Source organism: Paenibacillus sp. NRS-1760 (assembly GCF_050467785.1).
Lineage (GTDB): Bacteria > Bacillota > Bacilli > Paenibacillales > Paenibacillaceae > Pristimantibacillus.
The window spans coordinates 249,440-264,918 of the sequence record NZ_JBITPK010000005.1; the positions used below are offsets into that span (position 1 = coordinate 249,440).

A 15,479-nucleotide genomic window follows, 5' to 3' on the forward strand; every position below is an offset into this window, starting at 1 on the left:
CTAAATAAGGATTATGAATAAAGAAACACGTACAAAAAGACGTAAGCTGGCCTTCATCATCTCACCCATATTTCTGCTTTTAAGCGTTCTTATCGGGTTAATATCTGGATCAATCACGATTCCACTGCACGAGATATGGAGCATTCTTATCACAGGCGATTCATCAGCTCACTCCGTAATATTGCTTGATCTTAGGCTCCCTAGAGTATTAATTGGTTTGTTGACAGGCGCATGCCTTGCTGCATCAGGAGCAATTCTGCAAAGTGTCATGCGCAATCCGCTTGCCGATCCCGGCATTATTGGCGTTTCGGCAGGCGGCGGTCTCGCTGCTGTCATCACGATGGTGATGCTGCCGCAATTAAGCTTTTTATTGCCAGCTGCTGCTTTTGTTGGCGCCCTCTCTGCAAGTCTAATTATTTATTTTCTTTCATGGGATAAAGGTGCATCACCTATTAAGATCGTATTAGCCGGAGTTGCAGTAAACGCCCTCGTGGGGGCCGTTATGAATGGCGTGATGGTCGTTTACAGCGACCGTGTTCAAGCTGTGCTTCCTTGGCTTTCCGGCGGATTAAATGGACGAAGCTGGCATCATTTCAGCTTTATGCTGCCTTACGCGCTCGTGGGCCTCCTTCTTACGATACCAGCGATCAAATCAGCCAATCTGCTGCTGCTCAGCGACGATTCTGCTCGCTTGCTGGGACAAAAAGTGGAGTTGCAGCGGCTTCTGCTTATTCTCTTATCTGCTCTGCTTGCAGGAATTGCAGTAAGCGCCGCAGGTCTTGTCGGCTTCGTTGGGCTGGTTGTGCCCCATATGGTCCGCCTTCTAATTGGAGACGATTACCGTTATTTGCTGCCAGTATCCATAATAACCGGTGCTGCTCTGGTCGTCATTGCCGATGCCGCGGCTCGTACCTTATTCGACCCTGTTGAGCTGCCGGTTGGCATCTTATTAGCTTGTATCGGCGCACCGTTCTTTTTGTACTTGCTGAGGAGGAGTAACTGGCGATGAAGGCGATTCAAACCCATTCGTTAACGCTTGAAGCAGGTATGTTCAAGCTGTCCGATGTTAATATGGTTATCCCTAAAGGTAAAATAACTGCGATAGTCGGGCCAAACGGCTCAGGCAAATCAACGATGCTTAGATTAATCTCGGGTCTGCTGGCTCCAGATAGCGGCAACATTCTCATTAATGAGAAGAGTACGAGCGATTATAAAAGATCCGAATATGCCAAAAGTCTTTCCATGCTGACGCAAGCCAAAGATATGCTTCCTTCGCTGACCGTTCGCGAGCTGGTCGCTTTTGGGCGTGCTCCCTACCAAAAAAGCTTCCGTCAGCGGCTAACTACGGAGGATGAACGTATCATTGACTGGGCATTGCGGGCAATGCGCATTCGGCGGCACGAAGACCGAATGTTTCACACCCTCTCCGGAGGCGAGCAGCAGAAGGCGCGAATCGCCATGACTTTAGCGCAGCAGACCGAAATTCTTTTACTTGATGAGCCAACTACCTATCTGGACATGTGTCATCAGCTCGAGGTGCTGGAGACACTCGCCAAAATAAATCGGGAATATGGAACGACGATCGTTATGGTTCTGCACGATCTGCAGCAGGCAGCCGCTTATTGCCATTATATGATTGCCATGAAAGAAGGGGAGCTTGCTGACGCTGGAGAACCACGAACTATCATTACGCCTCGTTTCATGCGCTCCGTATTTGATTTGGATGCGAGAATCAGCTTTGCTGAACGTTATCCCATTATCATTCCTATACCCAAAACCAATGAGGAGGAAGAAACGATGATCATTGTGACGAATGTATCGCAAATTACGAAGGGCGAAGGAGAAAAGCTTGTTGAACGTTTTGATCGGGTAGGCAAAGTCGAGGAAATGGAAGGATTTCTTGGGCTTGAGGTGCTTCTCACGCAAAACCTAAAGGACTATGACGAGGTTTCCATCGTTACAAGGTGGCAATCCAGAGATGATTTTAACAACTGGACAAAAAGCGAGGCGTTCCGTGAATCTCATTCCCACCGCAAAACGCCGGAATACATTCTATCTAACAAAATTATGTTTCAGGAAGTCAAAGTCAAGCGTACTCCGCTCCCTGCCGCGGAACGCAGCGATGAACGGCTTGCCCAATAAATTCCTTCTTAACGAACAAACAAGACAGCCATTCCTCCTCTAAACAAGGCGGCTGCTGTCTTGCTTTTGTCTGTTCATTTTAACGAGCTTATCCGGCTGCTAAGTGAATGCTAGGCTTTTACAAAGATACTAGCGTTCCGCCTTCATTTGCAGAGCGCAGCTCTGCTTCGATAATTTCAAGCGTGCCTACCGCGCTCTCAGGTGCACAAATCGAAACTGGCTGCCCCGCATGAATGGATTCAATAAAATATTTGATTTCACGATAATAGCCCATATCCTCAGACAATTCAGCAATAAAGCCTGGCGCATCATTTGGATTAACTTTCACTTGCCCATTTTCAAAAATGAGATTTCCGCCTTCAAAATTAACGCGATACGTCATAGCGAAGCCAAAGTCGCCTTCCAGCGTCCAATCTGCCTGAGCATTCAGCACCTTGCCATCTGGATAAATATAATGAGTAGACACGACATCATAGCCGCTGCCTGGAATGACATTGCGTGCAATCGTTGATACCTTCTCTGGCTTGCCGAATAACCAGTGAACCATGTCTGCATCATGAATGTGCATGTCCAGTAAACAGCCTCCGCTTTTGCTGCCATCCAGAAACCAACCCTTTGGCGCGGCAGAACCTCTGAAGAAATAACCGCCCGTAACAGCTCCATAACGGCCATCCTCTACGCAAGCCTTTAAGTATTCATAAGCTGGCCAGAAGCGCAGACATTGGCCGATCATCAACGTTTTTCCTGTGCGCTCTGCTGCATGTGCCATGCGCCAGCCATCCTCTGAGCTTCCTGCCACAGGTTTCTCGCATAATACATGCAACCCTCTCTCAAGCATCGAGCAGGTTAAATCAGCATGCAGATTAGTAGGCAGCGTAATATCGACGATATCTAGTTCCTCGTTCTCTAGCATTGCAGCAATATTATCGTACAAACGGTAAGGCGCAAGATCGTAGACGTCCTGCTCTGTCGCGATGTTTCCTGACGCTTTTCCTTCCTTCAACTCCTCGATCAGCAAATCGCAAATCGCTACGAGCTGCACAGGAGCTCCTTCCTTAGCAAGACGGACATAATTGTCAAAGTGCATCCGACCCATAAATCCAAAACCGATTAAACCAACCTTTAACATATTAAAAACCTCCTAATAGTTTTTGAGTAGATGAATTCTAACGTCCTAATATGGCATCCATCGCTTTTGAAGTGTTGAAAATGATTTGTTCGGAATGATGATTGTATGGTGGAATCATTTCTCCAGTTACATAATTGTCATAGCCAATTGCATGAAGCGCCTGCATGACAGCTGGGTAATCAACATCACCTGCTAATAGATCAACAAAGCCATGCAATCCGCCTGCTTGACGGCGGTAATCCTTGAAATGTACCTTCTTGATGCGATGACCCAAAATACGAATCCATTGCTCAGGATAACCATTATGAAGCGCATTGCCGACGTCGAAATACGAGCCTACAAAACTCGAGTTATGCGCATCAATGAAGGAACGCATCTCAAGGGGCGATAATAAGAACTTGTTCCAAACATTCTCAATGCCAATCGAGACACCCGCGCTCTCAGCAAACGGAACAAGCTTCCCGATCGCTTCCAGCGCCCGGTCATATGCATATTCGTAGTCAGCAACTTCACTTCCTGGTATAAAGTCAACGCCTACAGCGCCTGGAATGACCAAAATGGTATCCACGCCAAGAGCCGCTGCAAGCTCCAGCTGTTTCTTGCACACATCGATTGCTTTCTCGCGTGTAGCCGCGTTTTCACTCGTCATTGGATAGGACCAGTACAAGCCTGTTGCTAAACCTGCAATTTCCAGTTCATTTTGCTGCAGTTCGTTTTTGATTTCTTGAATCTCTTTGTCGGAAGCTGCTAGGCTAAGCTCACCCGTCTCGTTCAATGACAGCTCGATTCCGTCAAAACCTGCTTTTTTTGCTGTACGAATGTTTTCTGCAATGGTTGAATCACCTTTGAAAGACCAAATATTAATCCCTTTTTTCATGTTAAACCCTCCTACATTTATGTTTTAAATAAATAACAGCCTGCCAAATTTACGGGGAAGATGAAAGTTTATCGCTTTGGTAGCCTGCCAAGCCTGGAATTCACGGTTGCCGTGTTTATCCTCATCAATTCGGTAAAAATTCACTCTCCAGCTTAATCCTTGCTCGAGAGGCTTCTTGAAATTCTCAACCGGAATATGCACAAAATAAATTCGTTCAGCATCGCCACTCGTTTCAACAGTCGTCTGGATACCCTCAAACCTCCATGCTAAGTCCGTCGCAGTGATCTCAGCTTCACCATCATTCGCAATCAGAGCATCAAAAACAACATTGTTCGGACTAACTTCTAGCTCTAGATAACGATGCCCAGTTCCATCCTCATCGATAAACAGCTCAACGACATCCTGCTCATAAAGCGGCTCATCGCGTATGGTGAAATCAGATACAACATGTGAATCCTTGCATAAATAGCGAATATGCAAATAGTTCTGGCTCCAGCATGCTCTTACTTCCGTACGCTCCTTAGGCTGCATGGCAGTGACCGTATCAACCAGTTCAATCGCATCGAAGCTATCCCAATGGATAGCGCCAAAACCGGCGTCTTCGATGCTGATCGGCACTTGCCTGCAAAGATAGGTTTTACTCTCTTGAAACGCAGGAACCTCCATTTGTTCAAACTCCTTTTTAGATAAATACGTTATATTGAATTTGCTGCAACAACATGTGATAATACGTTTATAATAAACGATTATTCTTGAAATTTATTTAGCTAGAATAGCGATTTTTTGGACAATTCCGTTCTCTTTTTTATTTTCTTAATGAAAGGAGCCTACCGCTTGGAAAAGTCTGAATCTCCCTTTCCACGCATTCGTTCAACTCCATTTCGTGAGTGGTCGCCCAGCGTCCACTACGCGCAGTTCCAGCGCTTGCCAACAGGTGCTCTGCCAAGACGTAGATTGTATGATTACGAGCTCCTGTACGTGTACCATGGCGAAGCAGCGACGACCATGCATGGGCAGCGCTATAAGATTGAAGCTGGTCAGCTTATCTTTTTGCCCTCTGGCGTCTATCACCAAAATGAAGTCGTTTCCAGCCCAAACGCTCGATTTCTCGGCATTCATTTTGATTTTTTTGATGAGCTCGATATTCAGACAGAGGCTGACATGGTTGTGAACGAAGCTGCTGTTTTGCCGCATAAATTCATTTATGAGCCTTATGTAGAAGGGTTAGCTCCCTTATCTGACCATCCAGTCTATAAGCCGCCTCTTGTATGTGTACAATTAATGGAGCAGCTTGTTCATGAATTCACAATGCGTCCTATTGGGTATGAGCTGGTTTGCAAAGGTCTAATGCTACATATATTGGCCCATTTGCTGCGTTTGCCCTCATCTCGATCCGCTGGACAATCCTCACTTCACGGCGGCAGGATTGCCGAGTTAATGGAGGAAATAGAGGCATCACCTGCTGCCAATTGGACAAACACAACGATCGCAGCAAAGCTGAATTTGAGCATCGACCATACCGCGAAGCTGTTTAAGCAAATTGCCGGCATGCCTCCTAGCGAATATGTTCAATCGATACGTCACCGTGAAGCTAGAAGGCTTCTTCGGGAATCCGAGCTTTCAATCGAAAACGTCGGCAGCATCGTCGGCTATTCCGATATCCACTACTTCAGCCGGATATTCCGCCGTCATGAAGGAATATCTCCGCGAGAATATCGGAAATTGTCCAAAATATTATAAAAAAAGAGCTCTATATAATGAAAGCCGAATACCTACAGTGGTGTTCGGCTTTTAACTTTTCTTCATGTTTGGACAAACTAAAAAACACTTCTTTGCTTTGTCCATTGAGTACAACTCGTGTATCTATTACGATAATACATATCGATAATGATTATCATTATCTCATAACATCTATTGGGGGAGAATTAAAATGTATCAAGGAACAAAATCAGCCGCTCTTTTGGCTACATTCGCACTAATGGGAACCCTATTGCTAGCCTGTGGCAGCAATTCAGCAAATTCGGGCAATACAGCGAGTCCAGCTGCAGAAGTAACAAAAGCACCTGCAGCAACGGAACAAGCAGCCGATACCACCCGCTCCTTCACCGACTGGTCGAAGCATGAGGTAGAAGTGCCTGTTACTCCGCAGCGTGTTATCTTTCACGGTGAAACTACCGGTGATTTGCTTGCGCTAGGCGTTAAGCCGATCGGCGTCATACAGGATATGATTAAAGGGACGGTTTTTGAGCAGCAGCTGACTGGTGTCGAGGACGTAGGTTTTCCGCTAAGCGTCGAGAAATCATTAACACTGCAGCCTGATCTTATTATTTTCTCGAATTCGGACGAGCAGCAGTATGAGGTTATTTCAAAGGTTGCTCCAACGGTAACGTTCAACTCCTTCGCCACGCTGGAGAACAGAATGCGTACGCTAGGGGATTTGTTAAATAAGAAGCAAGAAGCTGAGGATTGGCTTGCAGAGCACGCGGTCAAAACCGCAGATATGTGGAAACAAATTCACGATAACGGTATTAAAGAAAGTGAAACGGCAGCCGTATTTACAATGTATCCTGGCAACCGCCTCTTTATTATGGCTGGTACTGGGCTGCCGCAATTCTTATACGAGAAAGGCGGTTTAAAGCCAACGCCAATCATCCAGGATCTTATTGATAAAGAACAAGGTTTCGCAGAAATATCTTCTGAGCTGCTGCCAGAATATGCGGCTGACCGCATCTTCATTCTGAATCCAGTCGCTCCTGAGGCGCAGCAATCAACGAACGAGCTTATGAAAAGCGATTTATGGCTCAAGCTCCCTGCCGTGAAAAATGGACAAGTGTACAATTTTGATTTGCTCAAAGCTTCCAGCGACGCACTTTCTAGAGAATGGTTGTTAGAAGAGCTCCCAAAAGCACTTATTAAAAAATAAATGCTGCTTAACGTCAGTTGAAATAGAAGAAGCTCTTCAACTACGGTTGATAAGCTTCTTCTATTTGTTTATAATGGGATTAATTGATAACGATTCTCAATACTGAAATGAGGCTACAGCCATGTCTAACTTAACGCATCCGACTTTACCTCTGCGCTCCTTAAGCTTCCATTTTGTAGATATGAAGCTGTACAGCCATACAGAGGGCGAAGTATTAGCGGAGAAAGTGACTTCCTGCTATACGATGCTTATATCGAGGAGCGGCAGAGGCAGACTGTTTATGGGTAATGAAAGTTCCCTTTTCTCGTCATACAGTTCTTTCCTTCTATCCCCGAACACCGCATATCAATTTGAAAATATAGGCGACGGCAAATTGGAATATTATCTCATCTCATTCCACATTTTTCATTTGCTAAACCAAGGTCCTGTACATTATACAGAGCAGCTATTTCCGAACCGTCAAGAGCTGCGCGTTTATCCGCTCGCACAATGGATGGATTTGTTGAGCCAGCTTTATACCGGAATTACGGACTGCGATAACATTGAAGCGCATCGTCAGCAAACGCATTTTCAAAAGCTTATCGGATTTGTTCTTGAACATAATCTGCAATTCGACTCGATGAGCAGCTCCACGCAAACGGTTGAACAAACCATTCAATATATGCAAAATCATTTTCAGAACCGAATAACGGTCAAGCAGCTCGTCGATATGGCCAACGTGCCTGCTTGGCAGTTCACCTCAATATTCAAGGAGCTGACTGGCAAGAAACCGCTTGATTATTTGAATGAGCTTCGTATCAGTCGGTCCAAGGATTGGCTAATCCATACCGACAATACTTTGCGCGATATCGCAGATCGTGTCGGCTTTACCGATGAGTATTATTTCAGCCGCCGCTTCCGTCTTATAACCGGCTTTTCTCCAAGGCAATATGCCCTTTCGATGCGCCAAAATATACTCGTTAAGGATTGGGATGGTCACGAGGTCAGCATTCCCGCTCAGCCCAATCGCATCTTTTATTGTGGAGAAAGCATCGGAGATATGAATACGCTTGGCATACAGCTTGTAGGAAGCCATATGATTAGCAAAGGCGAGCCTTTTCATTCGGAACAGGCTTCTGCACTAGCGCCTGACTTAATTATATTCGACCATTCTGATGAAAGCTTGTACGCACAAATGTCAGAGCTTGCCCCTACGCTTACCTATAATTCACGCGGGTCACTTGATGAGAGACTGCTCATGCTTGGAGAGTGGCTTGGCAAAAAAAAAGAAGCCCAGCAATGGCTTCTTCATTATAATAGCAGTACGTTATTGATGTGGCAGCAGCTTCAGGCGTGCATTCGGCCTAACGAAACAGCTTCTGTCTTTATCTATCATCGGGGAAAACGTTTATTTGTTATGGGCAATATCGGTTTATCCTCTATACTGTACCATCCAGACGGTTTCCGGCCTACAGGGAAAGTTCAAGACATTCTGAAGTCTGGCAGACCCTATAAGGAAATTACAGAAAAAACGATCCAACAATACGCAGGCGACCGCGTATTCATGATGCTGCCCGAAAATGAGGAGTCCAAAGCAGCCATGGAGAAATTAGTGAATAGCCCAATCTGGAGAAACCTTCCTGCTGTCAAAAATGGCTTCAGTTACGTGCTCGACGAACGCGACTGGAATCAGGAGGATGCTTCAGCAAGGGATAAGCTGCTATTGCTTCTCCCCGAGCTGCTGAACCAAACCTCATAACTCCCCCTTATGCGCCGAATTGAGCCTGGTGAAGCCTGCTGTAAGCACCACGCGCGTCGAGCAATTCATCATGATTGCCTTGCTCGGCAATCCCTTGCTCAGCTACAACTACGATGCGGTCAGCATTTTTGATCGTAGCAAGACGATGAGCGATAACAAGCGTCGTTCTGCCGCGGGACAGCTCAGCAAGCGCTAGCTGAATCGCCGCTTCCGTCTCGGTATCCAGCGCGGATGTCGCCTCATCCAAAATAAGGATCGGCGGGTTCTTCAGAAACATTCGTGCAATGGAAAGCCTCTGCTTCTGTCCTCCCGACAGCTTAACCCCTCTCTCGCCGATCATTGTATTCAATCCCTCAGGCTGCGATAAAATTAACTCCTCCAGCTGCGCCTGACGAGCGGCTTGCATAATCTCTTCCTCCGACGCTCCGAGCTTGCCGTAAGCAATATTTTCTCGAATCGATCCATCAAAGAGGAACACATCCTGCAGCACAATCCCAATGTTGGAGCGCAGTGATTCAAGCGTCATATCCCGCAAATCAATGTTGTCGATCGTGATCGAGCCTTCTTCGACATCGTAGAAACGCGGAAGCAAGCTGCATAACGTTGTTTTCCCTGCTCCCGATGGACCTACTAGAGCTACCGTCTCACCTGCGCGGATCGATAGGCTGAGACCTTGCAGCACCTTGTCTTTATTCTCATAACCAAACGTCACTTTGTTAAACCGAATATCACCCTTGAGATGGCTTACCACTTGTGCATTCGGCGCATCGGCAATATCAGGTTCCGTTTCGAGCAATTCCAAATAACGTTTGAATCCGGCTATTCCTTTTGGATACGTCTCAATGACAGAGTTAATCTGTTTAATCGGACCTAAAAATACGTTCGAGAGCATAACAAATGCGATAAACTCACCATAGCTCATATCGCCTTGAATAACGAACCAAGTTCCGCATACGAGTACAAACAAAGAAATGAGCTTCATTAGAATAAAGCTGATTGACGAGTTCCATGCCATCACGCGATATGCAATGAGCTTCGTCAAACGGAAACGACCGTTATTTTCAGCAAAACGCGCCATTTCATGCTTTTCATTTGCAAATGCTTGAACGACACGAATGCCGCTCACGTTATTTTCAACGCGTGCATTGTAGTCAGCGATATCAGAAAACATCCGATTAAAGGCTGCTGACATTTTACGGCTGAAGTACAGCGACAAATAAATCATCAGCGGTATAATAATAAAGGTCATTAACGCAAGCTGATAGTTAATGCTCAGCATAATACCGAACGCACCAGTCAGCGTCATTAAAGCAATAAACAAATCCTCCGGCCCATGATGGGCGATCTCTCCAATATCCATCAAGTCATTTGTCATCCGGGATACCAAATGTCCAGTCTTGTTATTGTCGAAGAAACGGAAGCTCAGCTTCTGTACACGGTCAAACAGCTGCTTGCGCATATCGGACTCGATGTTAATTCCGAGCTTGTGCCCCCAATAGGTAACGACATAATGCAGAGCAGAGCTGAACACATAAATGACTAATAGTCCGATACAAGCATACAAAATCCATTTCCAGTTGCCGCTCGGCAGTAGATCATCCACAACCCGGTTGACGGCAAGTGGAAAAGCAAGCTCAAGCAATGCAGCCAAAATGGCACATGAAAAATCTAAAATAAACAGCTTCTTGTAGGGCTTGTAATAAGCAAAAAAACGACGTAGCATATCCAGCTTCCTTCCTAATCTATTTTTATCACACAATCAATGATAACCATTATCATTTGCGGCTAATCTATCGTAGAACAAAAGGGTAAGGGGAGGCAATGGACAAATGTGATCATTTTTTTGTACAAAATGAAGCAGGCATCATCCAGACAGATGTCATGATTTTGTAGATGCCATGTCCTTTTCTCACCATTTCATGCCTAATACAGCTGTGCTAAAGTAGAATCACTACAATGAAATGAGGGATATTGAAATGACTAGAATGATCCGAATCGGAATTATTGGAAGCGGCGGCATTGCAAGAGCGCATGCTTCAGCTTATAAAAAAATGCCTCTTCACGTGGAGATCGTGGCAGTGGCAGACAGCATAGCAGGAAAAGCACAAGCTTTTATTGATCAAGAGGAACTTGTAAACGCCGTTGCTTTTGATGATCATAAGAAATTATTGGAGCTTGACCTAGACGGCGTCAGCATTTGCACACCAAACTTTGCACATTCTGAAACTTCAATAAACGCTTTGAATGCAGGCAAGCACGTGCTCGTAGAGAAGCCGATGTCTGTCACACTCCAGCAGTCCATCGATATGGTCGAAGCCGCTGAACGCAGTGGGAAAATTTTGACGGTAGGCTTCCAGCCGAGATACGATCCCAATATGTCGTTGATTCAAGAAATTGTTCAATCGGGAAAACTTGGTAACGTTTACTTTGTTGAAACAGGCGGCGGAAGACGGCGCGGTATGCCTGGCGGCACTTTTATCTCCAAAGAGCTTGCAGGTGCTGGCGCAATGGCTGATATCGGCTGCTATTCGCTTGATATGGCGCTTAATGCGCTCGGCTATCCTAAGCCGCTTACTGTATCGGCTTATACATCAAATCATTTTGGAACAAACCCGAAATACCATCGTGAAGCGGCCAACTTTGAAGTTGAGGATTTTGGCGTGGCGATGATCCGTCTTGAGGGCGACATTGTTCTCAATTACAAAATCAGCTGGGCTATGCACATGGATTCATTAGGTGCAACAATGTTCCTTGGAACTGACGGCGGTCTTAAAGTCACTCCAGCAGGCACTGGCCCTTGGAGCGGTGTTTGGGATGGTAGCGTAGGCAGCATGACGCTTTATCATGATGTCGTTGATCAGCATATCCATTCGACTATTCCTGTTATCCAACATGGGCTAAATTTGTTTGATGAGAAAGTAAGAGACTTTGTTGCAGCGATCGCAGAAAATCGTCCAGCTCCTATTCCTGGAGCAGAAATTTTGTACAACCAAGCGATTATCGACGGTGTGCTCCGTTCAGCTGCAAGCAAGCGTGAAGTTACAATAGAGCTGCCTTAAGCTCATTACAAAAAATGGCGGTGCAAGATTACTCTTGCCCGCCATTTTTGTATTCTTTTCTAAGCTTTCATCCGCAAACAGAAATAAGAAGCAATCATTTCGGCGGGTATCCTTCCATACATTAATCTATAACCTGTAAGAAGGAAAGGAGCCTGCAATGTACGGCAATCAAATCTACTATACCGCTCTTCCCATTCCCTGCAAAAGCGTGTCCACGATTGAAGTTTTGGGCGAAGGGATCGTTACAGCTGCTCCAGATACAGCCTTGGTCATCCTTGGTGCTGTTACCGAAGGCAAGGAGCTGCAAGCGATACAAGCTGAAAATGCACAAATTACAGCAGATATCATACAATCCCTTCTCGATCTAAGCATTCCGCGCGAGCATATCCAAACGAATGATTATCGAATCGAAATGATGTATGATTTCCCAGACGGGAAGCAAGTCTTTCAAGGCTACAAAGTAACTCATCTCCTGCAAATCACCATCGATCAAATTGCACTCACTGGAACTGTAGTAGATACCGCCGTTTCTCACGGTGCCAATACAGTCACTTCCATTCAGTTCTCGGTTTCCGACAGAAAACAGTTGGAAAATGAGGCCTTGTCGCTTGCTGTCCAGAACGCCCGACTGAAAGCTGCTGCTATCGCAAATGCATTAGGAACATCCATTTCTGCAGTTCCCAACAAAGTTCAGGAAGTCTCCAGCTCATCTGAACTCTTCCCTATCCAGAGAACCTTCCAATCCGATGTTATGGTCACACCAATCGAGCCTGGACAACTGAAGATTTTTGCGGCTGTTCGTGTATGGTTCGCGCAAATCACATAAAAAAAGAAGCCGCTCCATCCCGGAGCGGCTTCAACCCATTCTAATTATACAGATGAAATAATGCCGCGGTTACTATTTTTTGCGAAGTTGATAATGGACTCATATTGCGTTTTAGCAATGCGACGGTCAGACATGGGAAGCTGAGGATTTTTGACTATCTCGGCTAGTTTCTTAAGCTCATGCATTTCCTCAGTTGTCACTTTGACCGTTATTTTCCCCACACGCTCCACCCTCCTTCGATATTTTTGTGAAAAATCGATTAGTCAAGCTAAAACGCCTTCGGCGTCCTTTAGACGCTGAAGTAGCTTTGACGGTGAAATATAAGATAAGTATGAGAAAATGATATACTTTCTTATATTTAAGCAAAAGGTTTATCAGCTATGGTCATTATACGCAAAACTTAAGTAAACTTGCATGTTATTTCGGTGGCGTTTGCGGATTTGAATCATCTATTTCTTCAGGAAACAAATCAGCAAACTCTTTGTTCTGCTTGCTCTTCAGGTAAGATAAGCCTGCGTAGCCTGCCAGCAATGAACTGCTCACGACTGCAAAGTTGTCCGATGTATTTGCCATAGCCAGCGCTGTTTTTGCTAATATGCCCGTTCCGATTGCGATCAGCAAATCGCCGAGAAAGCCGAGATCAAAAAAAATCTTTTTTTTCGCATTGCTGTGATCTCTGAAGCCGATGACAAAAATAGCAAAGTAATAACAGCGCTGAATCCACTTTACTAACCAATTTGAAGAAAGGGATAATCCTTCTTCATCATATTCTATGACGAGTTTCGGCATTTCGATAATCCCATTTTTCACAAAATGTCCGATGAGGCCGCCTACTAAGCTCATGGAGATTGATAAGCCAAACACCTGAATAAAAGCTTGAAAGCTTGAAATAACCATCGCCGCATGACCACCTTTCAACAACACTCGTTTGGCAGCACTTTTTGGCACTACTCTCACTTTATGTTGCTGATGCATGGTTCACGACTATTATTTTTTGGTTCCATCCTCAAAAAGCTCTAACAGCATGTTTGGAATAGAGCCGCTTTGATTGTTCATAATCAGCCGAAGCATCTCATCGCCCAGATCATCCTCACGCTCTTCTTTAATGGCTGCGATCTCATTATGCAGCCGCTCCATCTTTTGATCCAGCGCGGATGCGGAATCTGCTGCTTCTTTTAGTTCATTCAGTAAGCGAGGAGGTATTGCCTGTTTATATTTATAATAGATTTTGTGCTCCAGGCTCGCCCAGAAATCCATCGCTATCGTTCGAATTTGAACTTCTACACACACATTTTCCACTCGATCCGATATGAACACCGGCACCTCAATGAGCAAATGCAAGCTTTGGTAGCCGTTTGGCTTCGGATTTTTTATATAGTCTTTAACCTCCAATAAGGTCAAATCACTCTGATTGCTTAACATGTCGCTAATCCGGTAAATATCAGAAATAAAAGAGCAGGTTATTCGCAGGCCTGCTATATCTTTAATGTGATTCCGAATGCCGTTAAAAGAAAGCTCGCTTTGCTTCCGATATAGCTTTTCAACAATGCTCTTAGGCGACTTTAGGCGCGAGCTTGTATGCTCAATCGGATTGTATTCATGCAATAAATGAAATTCTTCCTTTAATATTTCGACTTTTGTCTCAAGCTCTTGAATTGCAAATTTGTACATCATTAGAAAACGAGTGATTTGCTGCTTCATGTCTTTCATTTTTTGCATTTGATCCATAACCATACTTCCGTATTCCCCTTCCAATTCTTGCTGCTGAAATGTTTCGATTAGATCCCGCTAATCATCAAGCGATGTAAATATTCGTCTCAAATGCTCCAAATCCTCTTGCGAGATCCTCTCACTCATATATCGGATAATAGCATCATCATTTTCATTAAAAGCCTTCACAAATTGTTTGCCCTCGTCTGTAATTTCCAGATAAACGACTCGTCTATCATCCTCGCTACGATTTCTTCGAATAAGCCCTCTTTCCACGAGCTTGTCCCCGATGAGCGTAACCCCGCCCGCGGTAACCAAAAGTAATTCAGCTAGATCCGTCGATTTCATGGGACTTTGTTTATCCAAATGTTGAAGCATTCTTGTTTGATTAATGGAGAAGCTGCAATCTATTCCTTTATACCATTCGGTTTTTAATTTTTTGTAAACAACCTTTAATTGCGGAAACAGTTCTTTCCATTCCTCATAGTTGTTCATGTTCCACCTCATTTCTGTTGTTTTGTTGACTTCCTGTCATCATAATAACTATAATTACTTAGGTAACCTAATTACTTTATAAAATAAGTTCACCGAGGTGAATCCAATGTCCGCAGATAAATATGAGAATGTAACAGACTTAATCGATGTTTTCCAAAAGTTCGCTAAAGCCGACTGGCGGAAAAAAACGATGTGGGGCGGTCTTAAAGCGAGCGAAGTTCGTATGCTCGTTTGTGTGAAAAAAAGCAATGATAAAGGTTCAACAGGGACGACGGTTACAGAAATCAGTAAGTTGCTGCAAGTCACCTCTCCAACCGTTACACAGATGATTAATAGCTTAATTGCATCTGGCCATGTGGTTCGTACATCCGATAACACAGATCGAAGAATTACCGAAATAACATTAACGGACTCTGGCGAAGAAATTGCTCAAAAAGCAATAGACCGTTTTATCTCCATGTTCAAAGGCATGATTGATCATTTAGGCAAGGAGCAAAGTGATCAGCTTGTCGTCATGTTAAACCAAGTATTCGACTATTTGGACTCAGCCAAAACGAATGAAGACTTTTAATAAACAAAG

At 44.7% G+C, this 15,479-nt stretch carries 16 protein-coding genes; 8 read left to right on the top strand and 8 right to left on the bottom strand.

Going from position 1 to position 15,479, the window contains the following annotated elements:
* Positions 1 to 13 precede the first annotated feature (13 nt).
* The gene (locus tag ACIFSR_RS01660; protein ID WP_430054387.1) at positions 14 to 1,009 is read left to right on the top strand and encodes a FecCD family ABC transporter permease; all 996 of its coding nucleotides are present in this window, start codon (positions 14 to 16) and stop codon (positions 1,007 to 1,009) included.
* A complete protein-coding gene (isdG, locus tag ACIFSR_RS01665) occupies positions 1,006 to 2,142 on the top strand; it encodes a heme oxygenase (RefSeq protein WP_430054390.1) in 1,137 nt (378 codons plus the stop codon). The genes ACIFSR_RS01660 and isdG overlap by 4 nt, the downstream gene beginning before the upstream one ends.
* 118 nt (positions 2,143 to 2,260) lie before the next feature.
* Here isdG and ACIFSR_RS01670 read toward each other — a convergent pair whose 3' ends face one another.
* Genes ACIFSR_RS01670 through ACIFSR_RS01680 form a run of 3 tightly spaced genes read right to left on the bottom strand, consistent with a single transcriptional unit; the run spans position 2,261 to position 4,814 of the window.
* Positions 2,261 to 3,271 carry a Gfo/Idh/MocA family protein gene (locus ACIFSR_RS01670; RefSeq protein WP_339203770.1) on the bottom strand — a complete coding sequence of 337 codons (1,011 nt, stop codon included), beginning with the start codon at positions 3,269 to 3,271 and terminating at the stop codon, positions 2,261 to 2,263.
* A 37-nt stretch (positions 3,272 to 3,308) separates the two neighbouring features.
* Positions 3,309 to 4,148: a sugar phosphate isomerase/epimerase family protein gene (locus ACIFSR_RS01675; RefSeq protein WP_339203771.1), complete on the bottom strand. Its 840-nt coding sequence runs from the start codon at positions 4,146 to 4,148 to the stop codon at positions 3,309 to 3,311.
* Positions 4,149 to 4,172: 24 nt separating this feature from the next.
* On the bottom strand, positions 4,173 to 4,814 hold the full coding sequence (locus tag ACIFSR_RS01680; RefSeq protein WP_430054394.1) for a carbohydrate-binding family 9-like protein: 642 nt from the start codon (positions 4,812 to 4,814) through the stop codon (positions 4,173 to 4,175).
* Positions 4,815 to 4,982: 168 nt separating this feature from the next.
* Between ACIFSR_RS01680 and ACIFSR_RS01685 the strand changes: the two genes are divergently transcribed.
* The 3 genes from ACIFSR_RS01685 (at position 4,983) to ACIFSR_RS01695 (ending at position 8,809) form a co-directional block, all read left to right on the top strand.
* Entirely contained in the window at positions 4,983 to 5,888 is a 906-nt protein-coding gene (locus ACIFSR_RS01685; protein WP_339203772.1) for an AraC family transcriptional regulator, read from the top strand.
* A 190-nt stretch (positions 5,889 to 6,078) separates the two neighbouring features.
* Positions 6,079 to 7,071 carry an ABC transporter substrate-binding protein gene (locus ACIFSR_RS01690; protein ID WP_339203773.1) on the top strand — a complete coding sequence of 331 codons (993 nt, stop codon included), beginning with the start codon at positions 6,079 to 6,081 and terminating at the stop codon, positions 7,069 to 7,071.
* A gap of 121 nt (positions 7,072 to 7,192) precedes the next feature.
* On the top strand, positions 7,193 to 8,809 hold the full coding sequence (locus ACIFSR_RS01695; protein WP_430054397.1) for a helix-turn-helix domain-containing protein: 1,617 nt from the start codon (positions 7,193 to 7,195) through the stop codon (positions 8,807 to 8,809).
* 7 nt (positions 8,810 to 8,816) lie between these two features.
* Here ACIFSR_RS01695 and ACIFSR_RS01700 read toward each other — a convergent pair whose 3' ends face one another.
* Positions 8,817 to 10,532, bottom strand: coding sequence for an ABC transporter ATP-binding protein (locus ACIFSR_RS01700; protein WP_430054400.1), 1,716 nt, complete (start codon positions 10,530 to 10,532; stop codon positions 8,817 to 8,819).
* 253 nt (positions 10,533 to 10,785) lie between these two features.
* Here ACIFSR_RS01700 and ACIFSR_RS01705 point away from each other — a divergent pair, with 253 nt between their 5' ends.
* On the top strand, positions 10,786 to 11,868 hold the full coding sequence (locus tag ACIFSR_RS01705; RefSeq protein WP_430054403.1) for a Gfo/Idh/MocA family protein: 1,083 nt from the start codon (positions 10,786 to 10,788) through the stop codon (positions 11,866 to 11,868).
* A 157-nt stretch (positions 11,869 to 12,025) separates the two neighbouring features.
* Positions 12,026 to 12,694: an SIMPL domain-containing protein gene (locus ACIFSR_RS01710; protein ID WP_430054406.1), complete on the top strand. Its 669-nt coding sequence runs from the start codon at positions 12,026 to 12,028 to the stop codon at positions 12,692 to 12,694.
* A gap of 44 nt (positions 12,695 to 12,738) precedes the next feature.
* On the opposite strand, the gene ACIFSR_RS01715 is transcribed toward ACIFSR_RS01710, so the two are convergent.
* The 4 genes from ACIFSR_RS01715 to ACIFSR_RS01730 all read right to left on the bottom strand — a co-directional run bounded on the left by ACIFSR_RS01715 (position 12,739) and on the right by ACIFSR_RS01730 (position 14,899).
* The gene (locus ACIFSR_RS01715; RefSeq protein WP_161807520.1) at positions 12,739 to 12,915 is read right to left on the bottom strand and encodes a hypothetical protein; all 177 of its coding nucleotides are present in this window, start codon (positions 12,913 to 12,915) and stop codon (positions 12,739 to 12,741) included.
* A gap of 196 nt (positions 12,916 to 13,111) precedes the next feature.
* Positions 13,112 to 13,669: a hypothetical protein gene (locus ACIFSR_RS01720; protein ID WP_339203777.1), complete on the bottom strand. Its 558-nt coding sequence runs from the start codon at positions 13,667 to 13,669 to the stop codon at positions 13,112 to 13,114.
* A gap of 12 nt (positions 13,670 to 13,681) precedes the next feature.
* Positions 13,682 to 14,422 (bottom strand): GTP pyrophosphokinase, encoded by a 741-nt coding sequence (locus ACIFSR_RS01725; protein ID WP_430054410.1) that lies wholly within the window; start codon positions 14,420 to 14,422, stop codon positions 13,682 to 13,684.
* A gap of 60 nt (positions 14,423 to 14,482) precedes the next feature.
* The gene (locus tag ACIFSR_RS01730; protein WP_076270900.1) at positions 14,483 to 14,899 is read right to left on the bottom strand and encodes a MarR family winged helix-turn-helix transcriptional regulator; all 417 of its coding nucleotides are present in this window, start codon (positions 14,897 to 14,899) and stop codon (positions 14,483 to 14,485) included.
* A 106-nt stretch (positions 14,900 to 15,005) separates the two neighbouring features.
* Here ACIFSR_RS01730 and ACIFSR_RS01735 point away from each other — a divergent pair, with 106 nt between their 5' ends.
* A complete protein-coding gene (locus tag ACIFSR_RS01735; RefSeq protein ID WP_339203779.1) occupies positions 15,006 to 15,470 on the top strand; it encodes a MarR family winged helix-turn-helix transcriptional regulator in 465 nt (154 codons plus the stop codon).
* Positions 15,471 to 15,479 lie beyond the last annotated feature (9 nt).